The organism is Blastococcus tunisiensis (genome assembly GCF_900112815.1).
Lineage (GTDB): Bacteria > Actinomycetota > Actinomycetes > Mycobacteriales > Geodermatophilaceae > Blastococcus_B > Blastococcus_B tunisiensis.
Window position 1 is genome coordinate 25,713 of the sequence record NZ_FOND01000012.1, and the last position, 15,320, is coordinate 41,032.

18 protein-coding genes are annotated in these 15,320 nt (G+C 73.6%); 11 read left to right on the forward strand and 7 right to left on the reverse strand.

Features of this window, described 5'->3' with window-relative positions:
* The first annotated feature begins 77 nt into the window (after positions 1-77).
* Positions 78-1,679, forward strand: coding sequence for a helicase HerA-like domain-containing protein (locus BM142_RS15295; protein ID WP_092200589.1), 1,602 nt, complete (start codon positions 78-80; stop codon positions 1,677-1,679).
* A gap of 47 nt (positions 1,680-1,726) precedes the next feature.
* Here the strand turns inward: BM142_RS15295 and BM142_RS15300 are convergent, their stop codons facing one another.
* Positions 1,727-1,948 carry a hypothetical protein gene (locus tag BM142_RS15300; protein ID WP_139228899.1) on the reverse strand — a complete coding sequence of 74 codons (222 nt, stop codon included), beginning with the start codon at positions 1,946-1,948 and terminating at the stop codon, positions 1,727-1,729.
* Between the two features lie 192 nt (positions 1,949-2,140).
* Here BM142_RS15300 and BM142_RS15305 point away from each other — a divergent pair, with 192 nt between their 5' ends.
* Positions 2,141-2,620: a nucleoside deaminase gene (locus BM142_RS15305; protein WP_092200595.1), complete on the forward strand. Its 480-nt coding sequence runs from the start codon at positions 2,141-2,143 to the stop codon at positions 2,618-2,620.
* Positions 2,617-3,921: a cytosine permease gene (codB, locus tag BM142_RS15310; RefSeq protein WP_092200598.1), complete on the forward strand. Its 1,305-nt coding sequence runs from the start codon at positions 2,617-2,619 to the stop codon at positions 3,919-3,921. The genes BM142_RS15305 and codB overlap by 4 nt, the downstream gene beginning before the upstream one ends.
* Positions 3,922-3,924: 3 nt before the next feature.
* On the opposite strand, the gene BM142_RS15315 is transcribed toward codB, so the two are convergent.
* Positions 3,925-4,731 (reverse strand): alpha/beta hydrolase, encoded by an 807-nt coding sequence (locus tag BM142_RS15315; RefSeq protein WP_175527297.1) that lies wholly within the window; start codon positions 4,729-4,731, stop codon positions 3,925-3,927.
* 95 nt (positions 4,732-4,826) lie between these two features.
* On the opposite strand from BM142_RS15315, the gene BM142_RS24595 reads away from it, so the two are divergent.
* Both BM142_RS24595 and BM142_RS24600 read left to right on the forward strand, forming a co-directional pair.
* On the forward strand, positions 4,827-4,973 hold the full coding sequence (locus tag BM142_RS24595) for a hypothetical protein (protein ID WP_175527298.1): 147 nt from the start codon (positions 4,827-4,829) through the stop codon (positions 4,971-4,973).
* 156 nt (positions 4,974-5,129) lie between these two features.
* Entirely contained in the window at positions 5,130-5,267 is a 138-nt protein-coding gene (locus BM142_RS24600; protein WP_175527299.1) for a hypothetical protein, read from the forward strand.
* A gap of 51 nt (positions 5,268-5,318) precedes the next feature.
* Here the strand turns inward: BM142_RS24600 and BM142_RS15320 are convergent, their stop codons facing one another.
* Positions 5,319-6,860, reverse strand: a complete 1,542-nt coding sequence (locus BM142_RS15320) for an acetolactate synthase large subunit (protein ID WP_092200601.1) — start codon at positions 6,858-6,860, stop codon at positions 5,319-5,321.
* A 6-nt stretch (positions 6,861-6,866) separates the two neighbouring features.
* Positions 6,867-7,178, reverse strand: coding sequence for an EthD family reductase (locus BM142_RS15325; RefSeq protein WP_092200604.1), 312 nt, complete (start codon positions 7,176-7,178; stop codon positions 6,867-6,869).
* Positions 7,179-7,269: 91 nt separating this feature from the next.
* Here BM142_RS15325 and BM142_RS15330 point away from each other — a divergent pair, with 91 nt between their 5' ends.
* On the forward strand, positions 7,270-7,956 hold the full coding sequence (locus tag BM142_RS15330) for a DNA alkylation repair protein (RefSeq protein WP_254790998.1): 687 nt from the start codon (positions 7,270-7,272) through the stop codon (positions 7,954-7,956).
* Here BM142_RS15330 and BM142_RS15335 read toward each other — a convergent pair.
* The gene (locus BM142_RS15335) at positions 7,946-8,881 is read right to left on the reverse strand and encodes a quinone oxidoreductase family protein (protein WP_092200609.1); all 936 of its coding nucleotides are present in this window, start codon (positions 8,879-8,881) and stop codon (positions 7,946-7,948) included. The two genes, BM142_RS15330 and BM142_RS15335, sit on opposite strands and share 11 nt — an antisense overlap.
* 114 nt (positions 8,882-8,995) lie before the next feature.
* On the opposite strand from BM142_RS15335, the gene BM142_RS15340 reads away from it, so the two are divergent.
* From BM142_RS15340 to BM142_RS15355, 4 genes are all read left to right on the forward strand, one after another.
* Positions 8,996-9,514 (forward strand): hypothetical protein, encoded by a 519-nt coding sequence (locus tag BM142_RS15340; protein ID WP_092200612.1) that lies wholly within the window; start codon positions 8,996-8,998, stop codon positions 9,512-9,514.
* 84 nt (positions 9,515-9,598) lie between these two features.
* The gene (locus BM142_RS15345) at positions 9,599-10,390 is read left to right on the forward strand and encodes a DUF4097 family beta strand repeat-containing protein (protein ID WP_092200615.1); all 792 of its coding nucleotides are present in this window, start codon (positions 9,599-9,601) and stop codon (positions 10,388-10,390) included.
* 12 nt (positions 10,391-10,402) lie between these two features.
* Complete coding sequence (locus BM142_RS15350) at positions 10,403-11,371, forward strand: ATP-binding cassette domain-containing protein (protein WP_092200618.1); 969 nt, start codon at positions 10,403-10,405, stop codon at positions 11,369-11,371.
* Entirely contained in the window at positions 11,368-12,138 is a 771-nt protein-coding gene (locus tag BM142_RS15355; protein WP_217640740.1) for an ABC transporter permease, read from the forward strand. The genes BM142_RS15350 and BM142_RS15355 overlap by 4 nt, the downstream gene beginning before the upstream one ends.
* A 76-nt stretch (positions 12,139-12,214) precedes the next feature.
* Here BM142_RS15355 and BM142_RS15360 read toward each other — a convergent pair whose 3' ends face one another.
* A complete protein-coding gene (locus tag BM142_RS15360) occupies positions 12,215-13,405 on the reverse strand; it encodes an acyl-CoA dehydrogenase family protein (RefSeq protein ID WP_254790999.1) in 1,191 nt (396 codons plus the stop codon).
* Positions 13,406-13,557: 152 nt separating this feature from the next.
* Between BM142_RS15360 and BM142_RS15365 the strand changes: the two genes are divergently transcribed.
* Entirely contained in the window at positions 13,558-13,986 is a 429-nt protein-coding gene (locus tag BM142_RS15365; RefSeq protein ID WP_092200624.1) for a DUF4190 domain-containing protein, read from the forward strand.
* Between the two features lie 143 nt (positions 13,987-14,129).
* Here BM142_RS15365 and BM142_RS15370 read toward each other — a convergent pair whose 3' ends face one another.
* Positions 14,130-15,314 carry a benzoate/H(+) symporter BenE family transporter gene (locus BM142_RS15370; RefSeq protein ID WP_256381312.1) on the reverse strand — a complete coding sequence of 395 codons (1,185 nt, stop codon included), beginning with the start codon at positions 15,312-15,314 and terminating at the stop codon, positions 14,130-14,132.
* Positions 15,315-15,320: the final 6 nt, after the last annotated feature.

The following is a 15,320-nucleotide window of genomic DNA, read 5'->3' on the forward strand; positions in this document are numbered from 1 at the left end:
CTCCTGACATCCCGACACCCGACGACGGCGCCAGCGTCGACCACCGGCGGCCACCGGTCCAGCGCTACCGTCCGGCGGTGACCGATTCCCCAGCAGGGCCGGAGACCGCCGAACGGATCGCCGCGGGGTACGCGGGCGGCGGTGCAGCGCTCGAACTCGGGTCGGTGATGCACGGCGGCGCGGCACACCCCGGCGCACAGGTGCGGGTACCGCTGTCGATGCTCAACCGCCACGGTCTCATCGCCGGGGCGACGGGCACCGGCAAGACGAGGACGCTGCAGCTGATGACCGAGCAGCTGTCGGCCGCGGGGGTGCCGGTCGTGCTGGCGGACATCAAGGGCGATCTGAGCGGCCTGGCCCGGCCCGGCACCCCCGGCGACCGGATCACCGCCCGGGTGCAGCAGACCGGCGACGACTGGACGGCGACGGCGTACCCCGTGGAGTTCCTCGCGCTGGGCGGGCTCGGCCCGGGCGTGCCCGTGCGGGCCACCATCACCGACTTCGGTCCCGTGCTGCTGTCCAAGGTCCTGGGCCTCAACCCGACGCAGGAGAGCTCGCTCGGGCTGATCTTCCACTACGCCGACGACGCCGGGCTGCCGCTGCTGGACCTCCGGGACCTGCGCTCGGTGGTGAGCTGGCTGATCAGCGACGCAGGCCGTCCGGAGCTCAAGGCCCTCGGCGGGCTCTCGCCCGCGACCGCCGGTGTCATCCTGCGGGAGCTCATCGGCCTGGAGGACCTCGGCGGCGACGTCTTCTTCGGTGAGCCCGAGTGGGACCCCGCCGACATGATGCGGACGACGGCGGACGGACGCGGGGTCATCACCGCCGTCGAGCTCGCCGCCGTGCAGGACCGGCCGGCGCTGTTCTCCACGTTCCTCATGTGGCTGCTCGCCGAGCTGTTCGAGGAGTTGCCCGAGGTCGGGGATCTCGACCAGCCCAAGCTCGTCTTCTTCTTCGACGAGGCGCACCTGCTCTTCACCGGGGCCAGCAAGGCCTTCCTCGAGTCGGTGACGCAGACCGTGCGGCTGATCCGGTCCAAGGGCGTCGGCATCGTCTTCGTGACCCAGACGCCGACGGACGTGCCGAGCGCGGTCCTCGGGCAACTCGGCAACCGGGTGCAGCACGCACTCCGGACGTTCACGCCGCAGGACGCCAAGGCCCTCCGCGCGACCGTCTCGACGTTCCCGAAGAGCAGCGACTACGACCTGGAGGAGCTGCTGACCTCGCTCGGCACCGGTGAGGCGGCGGTCACGGTGCTATCCGAGCGCGGCTCCCCCACCCCCGTCGCCTGGACGTTGCTACGCGCACCACGGTCGCTGATGACCCCTGTCGACCCTGCCGTCCTGACGGCGGAGGTCACCGCCTCCCCGCTGTGGGCGACGTACGGGCAGCCGGTCGACCGCGACTCCGCGCACGAGCGGCTGGCCGCCCGCCTGGCTCCCCCACCGTCGGCATCGCCGCCCGCGGACGAGCCCGCGCTCCCGAGCCCGTGGCCGGAGATCCCCGACGCCGGGCCCGCTCCCCGCCGCCGGGGCCGGGCACACCAGCCGGCCGAGCAGGACGTCCTGAGCACGGTGCTGGGCTCGTCGGCGTTCCGGTCCTTCGCCCGGTCCGCCGCCTCGGCGCTCGGCCGCGAGATCACCCGCGGCATCTTCGGCACCCGCCGCCGACGCCGCTGACGGGGAGCGGTGGCAGCGGGACGTCCGCCTCCCGTCCCCCGACCGGCTCAGGCCCAGGGCGCGCTGGTGTCCCGGCTGCAGACCGGGCAGGCGTGCTCGTCGCCGCCCGCGGGCGGCCAGTCCCCGTCCACCACGTCGACCTTCGCGCCGCACTCCGCCCGGAAGGGTGGCTCCTTCCGCGTCGCGACGGCCAGCACGGCATGACGCTCGCCGACCGGCTCTCCCTGGGCGTTCCCACGACGCCCGACGACGTACTCGCTGCTGCTCATGGTCAGGAGATACACCCCTCCGCGCGTGCCGGCCCGTCGATCCCCGCGCGCGAGGCCGGGCCCGAGCCCGACGGCGTTGCGCGGGGCCGGGAACGTCACCGAACGGGAACATCCGAGGCATCGACGCGGCGCGGCCATCTCTGCCAAGGTCTGCGCACTGCTCGCTGCGCGCCCACGGGGAGGGACAGCCGGATGACGGTTCCGCTGGACGAGACGACGGCCAGGTCGTGGTTGGCGGTCGCGGTCGAGGAGGCCCGCGCCGGGCTGGCCGAGGGCGGCATCCCGATCGGCGGTGCACTCGTCGGCCCCGACGGGACGGTGCTCGGCCGCGGCCACAACCGGCGCGTCCAGGACGACGACCCGTCGGTGCACGGGGAGACCGACGCCTTCCGCAACGCCGGGCGCCAGCCGACCTACCGCGGCACGACGATGGTCACCACCCTCTCGCCCTGCTGGTACTGCAGCGGGCTGGTGCGCCAGTTCGGCATCTCCCGGCTGGTCGTCGGGGAGTCCCGCACCTTCACCGGCGGCCACGACTGGCTGCGCGAGCACGGCGTCGAGGTGCTCGTGCTGGACGACCCGGAGTGCGTGCAGCTGATGACGGACTTCATCGCCGCGCACCCGTCCCTGTGGAACGAGGACATCGGGGAAGACGAGGAGACCGACGGATGAGCAGCAGCATCGGCAACCGGGACGACGTCGCGCCGGCGGCCGGCGAGATCGATCCCGACTACCCGATCGACCCGGTCCCCCAGCACGCCCGCAAGTCGCTGTTCTCCCTGGCGATCGTGCTGCTGGGCTTCACCTTCTTCACCCCCACCATGCTGGCCGGCGCCCAGATCGGCGCGGCCTTCGAGGTCGGCAGCCTCATCTGGGTGCTGCTGCTCGGCAGCGCCGTCCTCGGCGTGTACGTCGCCGCCATCGGCGGCATCGGCGCCCGCACCGGCCTGACCACGGTGATGATGTGCCGGTACTCCCTCGGCACCTCCGGCGCCAAGCTCGCCTCGCTGCTGCTCGGCGGCACGCAGGTCGGCTGGTACGGCGTCACCGTCGCCACCCTCGCCGGGCTCACCGCCAGCGCGCTGGACTGGACCGGCCGCGGCGTCGAGATCGCGCTGATGATCGCCGGCGGCGCGGTCATGGGCATCACCGCGTACTACGGCTACAAGGGCATGTACGCGCTGTCGATCGTCTCCGTGCCGCTGCTGCTGGTCCTCGCCGGCTGGGTGACCTGGCGGTCGCTGGACGAGGTCGGCGGGTGGAGCGGGCTGACCGCGATCGTGCCGACGGAGACGATGACGATCGCGGCCGCGGTGACCATCGTCGTCGGCACCTTCGCCTCCGGCGGCACCCAGGCGCCGAACTGGACCCGGTTCGCCCGGACACCGTCGGCCGGCTTCTGGGCCTGCGTCGTCGCCTTCCTGGTCGGCGAGCTGCTGATGCTCGGCTTCGGCGCCATCGGGGCCATCTCCTTCGGCGAGGGCGACTTCGTCCTCGTCCTCTACCAGCTGGGCCTGGTCGGCTGGGGCCTGGTGTTCCTGGTGGCCAACCTGTGGACCACCAACGACAACACCGCCTACAACTTCGGCGTCGCCGGCGCCGAGATCGCCAACTCCCGCTCGAAGAAGCCGTTCGTGATCGGCGGCGTCGTCCTCGGCACGCTGCTGGCGATCACCGGCATCTACGACAACCTGATCGAGTACCTGGTCTGGCTCGGCATCCTCATCCCGCCGCTGGGCGGCGTGGTCATCGGCGACTTCCTCGCCCGCTGGCGGGGCGGCATGCCGGCCGCGTCCGGCCTGCCGTCGGTCGAGTGGCGCAACCTCGGCGCCTACGTCGTCGCCGCGGTGGCCGCCTGGTGGAGCAACGAGGCCGGCTGGTTCATCCCGCCGGTCGTCGGCGTGGTCGTCGCGGTGGTGGCGGTCCTGGCCGTGCAGCGGGGACGACGCCCGGTGGCCGAACCGGTCGGCTGAGGCTCACGCCAGCTCGACGACGGCGTCCACCAGCGCGTCGCCGTCGAGCAGGACCCGGTCGTTGTGGTCGGCGCCGGGCACCTCGACCAGCCGGTGCAGGTTCCCGGCGGCGTCGGCCACCGCCCGGCTCTGCGCGGGCGGCACGATCGAGTCGGCGCCGCCGTGGACGACCGTCGTCGGGACGTCGACCCGCGCGATCTGCTCGGCCACCGGGAACTCGTCCCACAGCAGCGCGCGCACCGGCAGCACCGGGTAGTGGACGGCGGCGACCGAGGCGAGATCGACGAACGGCGACCGCAGCACCAGCCCGGCCGGCGGGTGCTCGATGGCCAGCTCGGTGACGACGGCGGCGCCCAGGCTCTCCCCCAGGTAGACGAGGCGCTCGGGCCGCACGCCGTCGTCCAGGAGGAACTGCCGGGCGGCGCGCACGTCGAGGGCGAGGCCGTCCTCGCTGGGGCTGCCGGGGTTGCCGCCGTAGCCGCGGTAGTCGAACAGCAGCACGCCCAGCCCGGCGTCGGCCAGTTCGGCGGCGAGCGGTGCGCGCATCCCGCGGTGCCCGCCGTTGCCGTTGGCGACGAGCACGGTCGCCGCCTCGGGCGACGGGGCCGGCAGGTGCCAGGCCCCGAGCTCGAGCCCGTCCGCGGTGCGCAGGACGACGTCGCGGGCGCCGGGCAGGACGGCCGAGGCCGGGGGGAGCGGACCGTCGCCGGGCAGGTAGACCAGCCTCCGCTGGAACCCCCACAGCAGCGCGGTGATCACGGCGAGGACCAGGACGATGACGCTGCCCACCACCAGCACCGACCGGACCATCCCCCGATCATGACGGGCCCCGGGAGACTCCCGTGCGCGCGCGTCCCGGCGTAGCGTCCGGCCATTCCCGTCCGCCCCCGATCCGGGAGTCCGCCATGGGCGACAAGTCCCCGCACGACGCCCACCACTCGCAGAAGTCGGCGAAGTCGATCAAGGAGAAGCGCGCCGAGCGCAAGGCGAAGGAACAGATGACGGAGTCCCAGCTGGCCCGGCTGGCCGCCGAGGCCAAGCACAAGCGCTGAGTCCGGGAGCCCGACCCGGGGAGTCCCCGTGGCGGCTGGGTGTCCGCGCCCCGCGGCGCGGCGTCTCCCGGACGCCCGGGAGACGCCGTGACCACCGCGCGAGCGCGTAGCGTCCGGCGCACGGAGCCGTTCGGGCTCCCGACGAGGGAGCGCACCATGGGTGACAAGTCCCCGCGACAGTCGATGACCAAGAAGGCCAGCGGCAAGTCCATCAAGGAGAAGCGCAGCGAGAAGAGGGCCAAGGCCGACACCAGCTCGCAGATGGACAACCTGACCCACGGCAAGAAGCACTGAGCCCCGCGCCCGGGCGGCGACCGAGTCGGTCGCCACCCGGGCGCCACGGGGTCAGCGCCGCAGGACGGCGTCGATGAGGTGCGGGCCCGGCTCGGCGAGCGCCTTCTGCAGCTGGTCGGCGAGCTCCTCGGCGGTCGTCGCGCGGGTCGCCGGCACGCCCATGCCGGTGGCGAGGGCGACGAAGTCCAGGTCCGGGCCGCCGAGGTCGAGCAGCTGCCCGGCCCGCTCGCCGTCGCTGGCCGCCCCGACCCGCTCCAGCTCGTGCTGCAGGATCGCGTAGGAGCCGTTGTCGCAGACGATCGTGGTGATGTCGAGCTGCTCGCGGGCGTAGCTCCACAGCGCCGAGATCGTGTACATGGCGCTGCCGTCGGCCTGGATGCCGAGGACCGGCCGGTCCGGGCAGGCGACGGCGGCACCGAGCGCCATGGGCAGCCCGTCACCGATCGCGCCACCCGTCAGCGACAGCCAGTCGTGCGGGGGCGCCCCGGAGGTGAGCTCCGCCAGCCCGACGCCCGAGGTGAGCGCCTCGTCGACGACGATCGCCCGCTCGGGCAGCAGCGCCCCGACGACGGCGGCCATGCTGCGCGGGGTCAGCTCCCCGCTGGGCAGCTCGGGCCGCTCGGCCTCGAGCAGCACGGGGTCGGCGTCCGGTGCCGCCCGCTCCGCCAGCGCCTGCAGCGCGGCGACGGCGTCCTCCCCCGGCGCGCTGAGCACGTGCACCGTGCAGCCCTCCGGCACCGGGTGGCCCGGCACGTCCGGGTAGCCGAAGAAGTGCACCGGCGCCTGCGCGCCGGCCAGCACCAGGTGCTTCGTGCCCGCCAGCGCGGCGATCGCCATCTCCGGCGGGTACGGCAGGCGGGTGAGCTCGGGCATCCCGGCGCCACGGGCGGCCCGCGCCGGGAAGGTCTCCGACATCAGCCGGGCCCCCGTGCCGGCGGTCACCCGGGCCGCGGCGAGCTGCCCCTCGGCGGTCATCGCGTCCCCGCCCAGGAAGAGCACCGCGGGCTCGCCCGAGGCCAGCACCGCGGCGACGTCGTCCACCACCGGGGGCGCGACCCGCGGTGCCGGGCGGGCGGGCACCGGGACGGCGACGTCCGCACCCTCGGACCACGAGACGTCCGCCGGCAGGACCAGGGTGGCGATCGTGCCCGCCGCCGCGGCCGCGACCGCGTCGGCCGCGTCGGCCGCGACGTCCTCCGGCGCCAGCGAGCGGCGCACCCAGCCCGAGACCGTGCCGGCGACGGCGTCGATGTCGGACTCCAGCGGCGCGTCCAGCCGCTTGTGCGAGCGCGCGTGGTCACCCACCACGTTGACCAGCGGCGTGCGGCCGCGCCGCGCGTTGTGCAGGTTCGCCAGCCCGTTCGCCATGCCGGGCCCCAGGTGCAGCAGCGTGGCCGCCGGTCGCCCGGCCATCCGGGCGTAGCCGTCGGCGGCGCCGGTCGCGACCCCCTCGAAGAGGGTCAGCACCGCCCGCATGTCCGGCACGTCGTCCAGCGCGGCGACGAAGTGCATCTCCGACGTCCCCGGGTTGGCGAAGCAGACGTCGACCCCGGCGTCGACGAGGGTCCGGATCAGGGCCTGGGCGCCGTTCACCCGCGCTCAGCCCGCCGTGTGCACGTCGAAGTGCACGAACGTGACCCCACCGGTGGCGAAGTTCGCCACGTCCTTGCCGGCCGCGCGCCCCTCGGGCGAGGACAGCGAGGCGCCCATGGACTCCTCGGAGTCGAAGTCCAGCTCGGCTATCAGGTAGGGCGCCTCCTGGCTCGGGTCGAGGGACACCGGGCGCCCGACGGTCAGCCGGACGAGACCGGGCTGCTGCAGCGCCAGCGGGGTGTGGGTCTCCCGGTAGTAGGCGTCGAACGCGGCGGGATCCGCCGGCTGTCCGTAGCTGACGACGAGCCTGTGCACCATGCAGGACCTCCGATGTCGACGGGCACCGTCGCCCGGGAGCCCACCCAATCAGGACGCCGTCCGACCGGCGAGTCCGGCAGACTGCGCGACCGTGGCCGACGCCGGACCGACCGCCCTGGTGCCCGCCGTCCGCGCGGCGTTGCGCGAGCTCGCCGACCCGGAGCGGGCGGCCGGGATGCGGGCCTACCTGAAGACGGCGGAGCCCTGCCTCGGCGTCCGCCTGCCCGAGGTCCGCCGGCTCACCCGGGCCGCCGCTGCCGCCCACCCGCCCGCGTCGGTCGACGAGGTGAGGGCAGCCGCCGGCCGGCTCTGGCGGGAGGCCGCCTACCGGGAGGAGCGCTACGCCGCGCAGGCGCTGACCGGCCTGCCCGCCGCCCGGGGCGACCTGCGCCTGCTCCCACTGCTGGAGGAGATGATCACCACCGGTGCGTGGTGGGACCTCGTCGACGGCACGCAGGCCCGGGTCGCCGAGCTGCTGCGGGCCGACCCGGCCGCGATGGAGCCGGTCGTGCGCGGGTGGGCCCGCTCCCCCGACCGCTGGCTGCGCCGCAGCGCCGTCATCGCCCAGCTGGGCCGCAAGGAGCACACCGACACCGCGCTGCTCACCGACGTCGTGCTGGCCAACGCCGACGACCCCGACTTCTTCCTCCGCAAGGCCATCGGCTGGGCCCTGCGCGAGTACGCCAAGGTCGCCCCCGGCTGGGTGGCGGCGTTCGTCCGCGACCACCCGCTCAGCCCGCTCTCCCGTCGGGAGGCGACCAAGCACCTCAGAAGGTGAGCACGATCCGGCCGCGGACCCCACCGCGCTCGAGCATCCGGTGCGCCTCGGCCGCCTGCTCGGCCGGGAACGTGCGGGCGACCCGCAGCGTCAGGACGCCGTCCTCCACCTGCCGGCGCAGCCGGTCCAGCGCCGCCCGGTCCTCGGCGACCTTGCGCACCATGGTCGGGAAGAACCGCAGCCCGCGCTGGCCGTCACCGCGGTAGCCGCGGACCGTCGCCACCGCACCGCCGTCCTTCACCGCCGGCAGCACCAGCGCGTCCTGGACGGAGCCGTCGGCCAGCCCGTCGACGCCGTCGGGGAACTGCTCGCGGATCCGGTCGGCGACGTCGTCCCCCCGACGGACCACCACGTCGGCGCCGAGATCCCGCACGAGCTGCTCGTCGGCCTCCGACGCGTCGGCGACGACGGTCAGCCCGTCCGCCTTCGCCAGCTGGACGACGTACCCGCCGAACGCGCCGGCCGCGCCGGTGACGGCGAGCACCTGCCCCGGCTGCAGCGCCATGTGGTCGAGGGCCAGCCGGGCGGTCAGCCCGTTCATCGGCAGCGTCGAGGCCTCCACCACCGTGGCGTTCGCCGGTGCCCGCACCACCGAGCCGCCGGGCAGCACCTTGTCCTCGCGGTAGGCGCCGTACGGGCCGAACGGGCCGACGATCCCCATCGCGGCGTCCCCCACCGCGAGGTGCTCGACGCCGTCCCCGACCTCGGCGACCACGCCGGCGACGTCCATGCCGGGCACCCACGGCGGCGTCGTGACCGGGTCGCGCCCGGCGTACGCGCCGGAGCGGGCGTGGGTGTCGGTCGGGCTCACCGCGGCGGCCTCCACCCTCAGCCGCACCTGTCCCGGCCCCAGGGGCTCCGGCTCGACGTCGACGATCTGCAGGGCCTCCGGCCCACCGAACTGCATCACTCCCGCGGCACGCATGGCTCCTGCTTACACGTCCCCCGACCGGGGCCGCCCCCCGGGCGACCCGAGGTGACACCACTTCCGACACCACTTCGCTTGACGGTGGTGTCATGGTGGTGTCATAGTGACGCCATGGACCTCACCCCCTTCGTCGACCAGCTCCGCCGCGACCTGCTGACCGCGGCGGACGCCGGCGGCGAGGAGGCCCGCGCCCTGGCGGAGCGGCTCACCGCACCGCTGGAGTCCTCCGTCCGCCTGGCACTGCTCAGCGCGCTGTCCCAGGCGGCCGAGGAGATCACCGGCCAGCTCGCCCCCGGATCCGTCGACGTCCGGCTCCGCGGCAGCGACCTCGGCTTCGCCGTCACCCCTCCCCCCGTCGAGCCGACCAGCGCTCCTGCGGCGGGCACCGCGTCCGCCGATCCCGGCCCGGCGCTCGACCTCGACGAGGGCGGCACGCTGCGGATCACGCTGCGACTGCCCGAGCAGCTCAAGTCCCGGGTCGACGACGCCGCAGCCCGACTCGGCGTCTCGGTCAACACCTGGCTCGTCCGGGCCGTCGCCAACGCCATGTCCCCCGAGCCGCGACCGTCGTCGGACTCCCGCCGCGGCCGGTGGTCCGGCGGCTCGCAGTACACGGGCTGGGCCCGCTAGCCCCGCACCAGCACTCGCACCCGCACCGCCACCCCGGCCGACCGGCCCGGGGGCACCCACCCCTGCCCTGAGGAAGGCGCAGCCATGCCCACGTTCGACACCCCCGGCCCCATCTCGGCCCGCATCGAGGTCGCCTCCGGCTCGGTGCGCGTGCGCGCCGACGACCGGCACGACACCGTCGTCACCGTCCGCCCGCGCAACGAGGCCAGCTCCGCCGACGTCACCGCCGCCGAGCAGACGCTGGTCACCTTCTCCGCCGGCGAGCTGCTCGTCCGGTCCACCAGCCGGCCGCGGCTGCTCTTCTTCGGCTACGGCCCGGAAATCGAGGTCGACGTCGTCATCCCCACCGGGTCCTCCCTCGACGTCCGCACGACCGCCGGGGAGATCACCTGCTCCGGCCGGCTGGGCGCCGTGGACCTCGAGAGCAAGCACGGCGACCTGCGGCTGGACGACGCCGGCAGCCTGCGCGCCCGCACCTCCAGCGGCGACATCTCCGTCGCCGTCGTCGACGGAGACACCGAGGCGATCACCTCCTACGGCGACGTCCGCGTCGGCGAGACCGGCGGACCGTCCCGACTGGGGACCGGCTACGGCGACGTCACCGTCGACCGTGCCCTCGGCTCGCTGACCGCGAGCACCAAGTACGGCCAGGTGCGCGTCGGCGAGGCCGTGCGGGGCTCGCTCGTCCTCGAGACCGCCTACGGCGAGGTGGAGGCGTGCGTGCGCGAGGGGTCGGCGGCCTGGCTCGACGTCCACTCCGGAGGCGGCCGCATCCGCAACCTGCTCACCGAGACCGAGGGACCCGAAGGCGCCGGCGAGACCGTCGAGATCCACGCCCGCACGTCCTACGGCGACATCCTCATCCGCCGGGCCTGAGAGGACCTGGCCATGCACCCCACCGCTGCCATCGAGGTGACCGGCCTGCGCAAGTCCTTCGGCACGAAAGCCGTGCTCGACGGCCTGGACCTGAGCGTGCCCGAGGGGACGGTCTTCGCCCTGCTCGGCCCGAACGGGGCCGGCAAGACGACCACCGTCGACATCCTGTCCACCCTCACCCCCGCCGACGGCGGCGAGGTCCGCATCGCCGGCCACGACCTGCACCGGGAACCCGAGGCGGTGCGCGCCGCGATCGCGCTCACCGGTCAGTTCTCCGCCGTCGACAACCTGCTCACCGGGCGGGAGAACCTGCGGCTGATGTCGGACCTGAACCACCTCGGCCGGCAGCAGGGCCGCCGCCGCGCCGCCGCCCTGCTCGAGCGGTTCGACCTCGCCGAGGCGGCCGACGAGGTCCCGGCCACCTACTCCGGCGGCATGCGACGCCGGCTGGATCTGGCCATGGGACTCATGGCCGACCCGCGCGTGGTCTTCCTCGACGAGCCGACCACCGGGCTCGATCCGCGCAGCTGCCGGGCCATGTGGGACGTCGTCCGTGGGCTCGTGGCCGACGGCGTCACCATCCTCCTGACCACCCAGTACCTGGAGGAGGCAGACCAGCTGGCCGACCGGATCGGCGTCCTGGACGCCGGGCGACTGGTCGCCGAGGGCACCGCCGGGGAACTCAAGCGGATGGTGCCCGGAAGCTCCGTGCGCCTGGAGTTCGCCGGGCCGGAGCCGCTGGCCCGCGCTGCCACGGCGCTCGGCGTGCCGCCGGCCGAGGAGGGGGCGCTCGCCCTCGAGGTCCCCGGTGACGGCAGCGTGGCCACGCTCAAGTCCCTGCTCGCCCGCCTCGACGACGCCGGTGTCGACGTCGCCGGTCTCACCGTCGACACACCCGACCTGGACGACGTCTTCCTGGCCCTGACCGGCCGCCCGACCCCCGCAGAGGTGACCGCACGAGCACGCTGGCACTCACCGTGAACGACTCGGCGACGATGCTGCGCCGCAACCTCAAGCGCGCCATCCGCTATCCCGGGCTCACGCTCATCGTCGCCGCGCTGCCCATCGTGTTCCTGCTGCTGTTCGTCTACGTCTTCGGCGGCACGCTGGGCGCCGGGCTGGGACTGCCGTCCGGCGGCCGGGCGGAGTACCTCGCCTACGTCGTCCCCGGCATCCTGGTCCTGGCGATCACCGGCGGCGCGCAGGGGACGGCGATCGGGATCGCCATGGACATGACCGAGGGCATCATCGCCCGGTTCCGCACCATGTCCATCGCCCGCGCGTCGGTGCTCACCGGCCACGTCCTGGGTGCGGTGATCCAGACGATGGTCGGGCTGGCGCTCGTCGTCGCCGTCGCGCTGCTCATCGGCTTCCGGCCCGACGCGAACGCCGTGGAGTGGCTCGCCGTCATCGGTGTCCTCACGATGACCAGCTTCGCGCTGTCCTGGCTCTCGGTGGCGATGGGGCTCTGGACGAAGACCGTGGAGGCGGCCAGCAACCTCCCAATGCCGCTCATGCTCCTGCCGTTCCTCGGCAGCGGCTTCGTGCCGGTGGCGTCCATGCCCGCCGGACTGCGCTGGTTCGCCGAGAACCAGCCGTTCACGCCGATCATCGAGACGGTGCGCGGCCTGCTCACCGGGACGGCGATCGGCTCCAGCGCAACGGTGGCGACGGCGTGGTGCGCCGGGATCGCGCTGGCCGGCTACCTCTGGGCGCGGCGCACCTACGAGCGCCGTCCCGCCCGCTGAACGTCCTCCGGCACAGTCGGCCCTTGCCCACCCCGGTGGGCGAGGGCCGACTGGCGCAGGAGGAACCTGCCGGACGTCAGCGCTTCTGCGCGTAGGTCTTCAGCAGGCCGCGGCTGATGATCGTCTTCTGGATCTCGCTGGTGCCCTCGCCGATGAGCAGGAACGGCGCCTCGCGCATGAGCCGCTCGATCTCGTACTCCTTCGAGTAGCCGTAACCGCCGTGGATCCGGAAGGACTGGGTGGTGACCTCGGCGCAGTACTCGCTGGCGATCAACTTGGCCATGCCGGCCTCGACGTCGTTGCGCTCGCCGCGGTCCTTGAGCCGGGCGGCGTTGACCATCATCAGGTGCGCGGCCTCGACCTTGGTGGCCATCTCGGCCAGCTGGAAGGCGATCGCCTGGTGCTGGGCGATCGGCTTGCCGAAGGTCTCCCGCTGCTGGGCGTAGGCGACGGCGAGCTCGAAGGCGCGGATGGAGATGCCACAGGCGCGGGCGGCCACGTTGACCCGGCCGACCTCGACGCCGTCCATCATCTGCGCGAAGCCCTTGCCGGGCGCCTCGCCGAGGATGTCCGATGCCTCCGCCCGGTAGCCGTCGAACACCAGCTCGGTGGTGTCGACGCCCTTGTAGCCCATCTTGTCGATCTTGCCGGGGATGGTGAGCCCGGGCTTCACCTCGCCGAAGCCGGACGGCTTCTCGACGAGGAACGTGGTCAGGTTCTGGTGGGCCTTCTCCGCGCCTTCGTCGGTGCGCACCAGGGCCGCCACCAGGGTGGAGCTGCCGCCGTTGGTCAGCCACATCTTCTGGCCGTCGATGACGTAGCCGCCGTCGGCCTGCTTCGTCGCCTTCGTGCGGATGCCGGCCACGTCGGAGCCCAGCCCCGGCTCGGACATCGAGAAGGCGCCGCGCACCTCGCCGGTGGCCATGCGCGGGAGGTAGTGCTCCTTCTGTTCCTGCGTGCCGTGCTGCTTGATCATGTACGCCACGATGAAGTGGGTGTTGATGACGCCGGAGACGCTCATCCAGCCGCGGGCGATCTCCTCCACCACCAGCGCGTAGGTGAGCAGCGACTCGCCCAGCCCGCCGTACTCCTCGGGGATCATCAGCCCGAAGATGCCGAGCTCCTTGAGCCCGTCGACGATCTCCTGCGGGTAGATGTCGCCGTGCTCGAGCTCCTGCGCGTTCGGGATGATCTCGCGGTCGACGAACGTCCTGACCGTCGACAGGATCTCGCGCTGGATGTCGGTGAGGTCAGCGGTCTGTGCCAAGCGGGTCAACGGTCCACTCCTTCGGGACTCCGGTGTCCGAGTTAGCGGTGAGTATGGGCCACGGCCACCGTCCTCCCGGCGTGTGCCTGCTCACGCCCGGCGGGACTCCGTGGTGGAGTACCCCGACCGGCACCGCCGGACGGGAGGGACGCATGAGCAGCGACGACGACCACCTCTACCGCGGCGATCCGCCGCCTCCGCCACCGCAGGGCCCGCCGACCGGGTACGGCCGGCCGGCGGCCGGCTACCCGCCGCCGGGATACGGGCAGTACGGGCAGCCGGGATACCCGCCGCCCGGCTACGGGCCCCCGCCCGGCTACGGGCCTCCACCGGGATATCCGCGGCCCACCAACACGATGGCGATCCTCGCCCTGGTCATGGCCTTCGTCTTCGCCCCCGCGGGACTCGTGCTCGGCATCGTGGCGCGCCGGCAGATCCGCCGGACCGGCGAGGACGGCGACGGCCTGGCGCTGGCCGGGATCATCGTCGGCGGCATCGTGACGGCGATCTTCGTCTTCATCATCGTGCTCTGGATCATCGCCTTCGCCGCGTTCGCGAACAGCGGCTCCTTCGGGCCGTAGGCTCCGAACTCGCAGGTGTTGCTCCGGCTGGCCGGCGCCGTGCTGGCCGAGGCCCACGACCACATCGCCGTGCCCCGCGGGGTCACGGCGAGGGGCCGGCCAGCAGATCCGCCTGCCGACCGGCCCCTCGCGGCTGGTCGGGGCTATGCGGCGTCGCCCTCGGACGCCGCCGCGGTGGCACGGCGGAAGTCCTTCGGCTCGAGGACCAGGGAGGCGAGGACGCCACCCACCAGGGCCCAGAAGGGTGCCGACACGTTGAGGATCGTGACCCCACTCATCGCGATGACCAGGGCGAACATCGCGCCGAACTGGTAGCGGCCGCCGCCGAACGCCCCCCGGAACGCCGCGAGCAGCACGCCGAGCATCGCGAGGCCGGCGAGCGAGGCGACGAGCTCACCCGGCAGGGCCGTCACCACCGCGACCGCGACACCGGCGAAGACACCGAACGTGACGAACAACAGGCCGTTCACCACCGTCGCGGCGTACCGGCCCTCCCGCTCCGGCCCGGCCTGCTCCGAGGAGCAGATGGCGGTCATGGGTCCGGCGATGTTGGCGTTGTGCCCCCCGAACATGGGCGCCAGCAGACCGCCGATACCGCTGATGATCGTCATCACGTTGAACGGGGGACGGTAGCGCTCGGCCATGAGGACACCCATCGCCTGCGCGTTCTCCGCACCCACCACGAGCAGCGCGAGCGGGATGCCGACCGCCAGGATCGCGCCGAGGTCGAAGGCCGGCATCACCAGTTGAGGGCTGGTGATGCCCAGGCCGCCCTCGACGGAGCCGAAGCCGCCGGTGACAGCGGCCGTGACCGAGCCGAGGACGAGCGCACCGACGACACCGGGCACCGAGCGCACGTAGCGGGTCAGCAGCAGGAACCCCACGACCGCCGCTCCCACGATGAGCGGTGCGGTCGTGCCCGCCGTGACGACCCCCGTGCCGAACCGGATCAGCGCCCCGGCGATCATCGCCATGATGATCGGGAACGGCAGCCAGGCCGCCACCTTGCGGACGAGCCCCGTGACGCCCAGCACCAGCACCAGGAGCCCCGAGACGAGGTAGGCCCCGACCATCTGCGCGAACGTGAAGTCCTGCAGCGCCCCGGCGACCAGCACGGCTCCGGGGATGCTCCACGCGCCGGTGATCGGCATCTTGTAGTAGAGCCCGAGCACCAGCGAGATCAGCCCGCCGAAGACGTAGATGCCGAAGATCCACGAGGCGGTCTGCGCGGCCGAGAGGCCCGCCTCGCTCGCGCCGTTGATGACGATGAGCGCGGGGCCGGTGCAGCCGAACACGGCGGCCACCAGGCCGGCGCCCACCGTGGCCACGTTGAG

Excerpts from the sequence above, each read along its gene's own strand:
- BM142_RS15300 (WP_139228899.1), bottom strand. The coding sequence starts at position 1,948 with ATGAGCAGCAGCGAGTACGTCGTCGGGCGTCGTGGGAACGCCCAGGGA.
- BM142_RS15305 (WP_092200595.1), top strand. The coding sequence starts at position 2,141 with ATGACGGTTCCGCTGGACGAGACGACGGCCAGGTCGTGGTTGGCGGTC.
- codB (WP_092200598.1), top strand. The coding sequence starts at position 2,617 with ATGAGCAGCAGCATCGGCAACCGGGACGACGTCGCGCCGGCGGCCGGC.
- BM142_RS15315 (WP_175527297.1), bottom strand. The coding sequence starts at position 4,731 with ATGGTCCGGTCGGTGCTGGTGGTGGGCAGCGTCATCGTCCTGGTCCTC.
- BM142_RS24595 (WP_175527298.1), top strand. The coding sequence starts at position 4,827 with ATGGGCGACAAGTCCCCGCACGACGCCCACCACTCGCAGAAGTCGGCG.
- BM142_RS24600 (WP_175527299.1), top strand. The coding sequence starts at position 5,130 with ATGGGTGACAAGTCCCCGCGACAGTCGATGACCAAGAAGGCCAGCGGC.
- BM142_RS15325 (WP_092200604.1), bottom strand. The coding sequence starts at position 7,178 with ATGGTGCACAGGCTCGTCGTCAGCTACGGACAGCCGGCGGATCCCGCC.
- BM142_RS15335 (WP_092200609.1), bottom strand. The coding sequence starts at position 8,881 with ATGCGTGCCGCGGGAGTGATGCAGTTCGGTGGGCCGGAGGCCCTGCAG.
- BM142_RS15340 (WP_092200612.1), top strand. The coding sequence starts at position 8,996 with ATGGACCTCACCCCCTTCGTCGACCAGCTCCGCCGCGACCTGCTGACC.
- BM142_RS15345 (WP_092200615.1), top strand. The coding sequence starts at position 9,599 with ATGCCCACGTTCGACACCCCCGGCCCCATCTCGGCCCGCATCGAGGTC.
- BM142_RS15350 (WP_092200618.1), top strand. The coding sequence starts at position 10,403 with ATGCACCCCACCGCTGCCATCGAGGTGACCGGCCTGCGCAAGTCCTTC.
- BM142_RS15365 (WP_092200624.1), top strand. The coding sequence starts at position 13,558 with ATGAGCAGCGACGACGACCACCTCTACCGCGGCGATCCGCCGCCTCCG.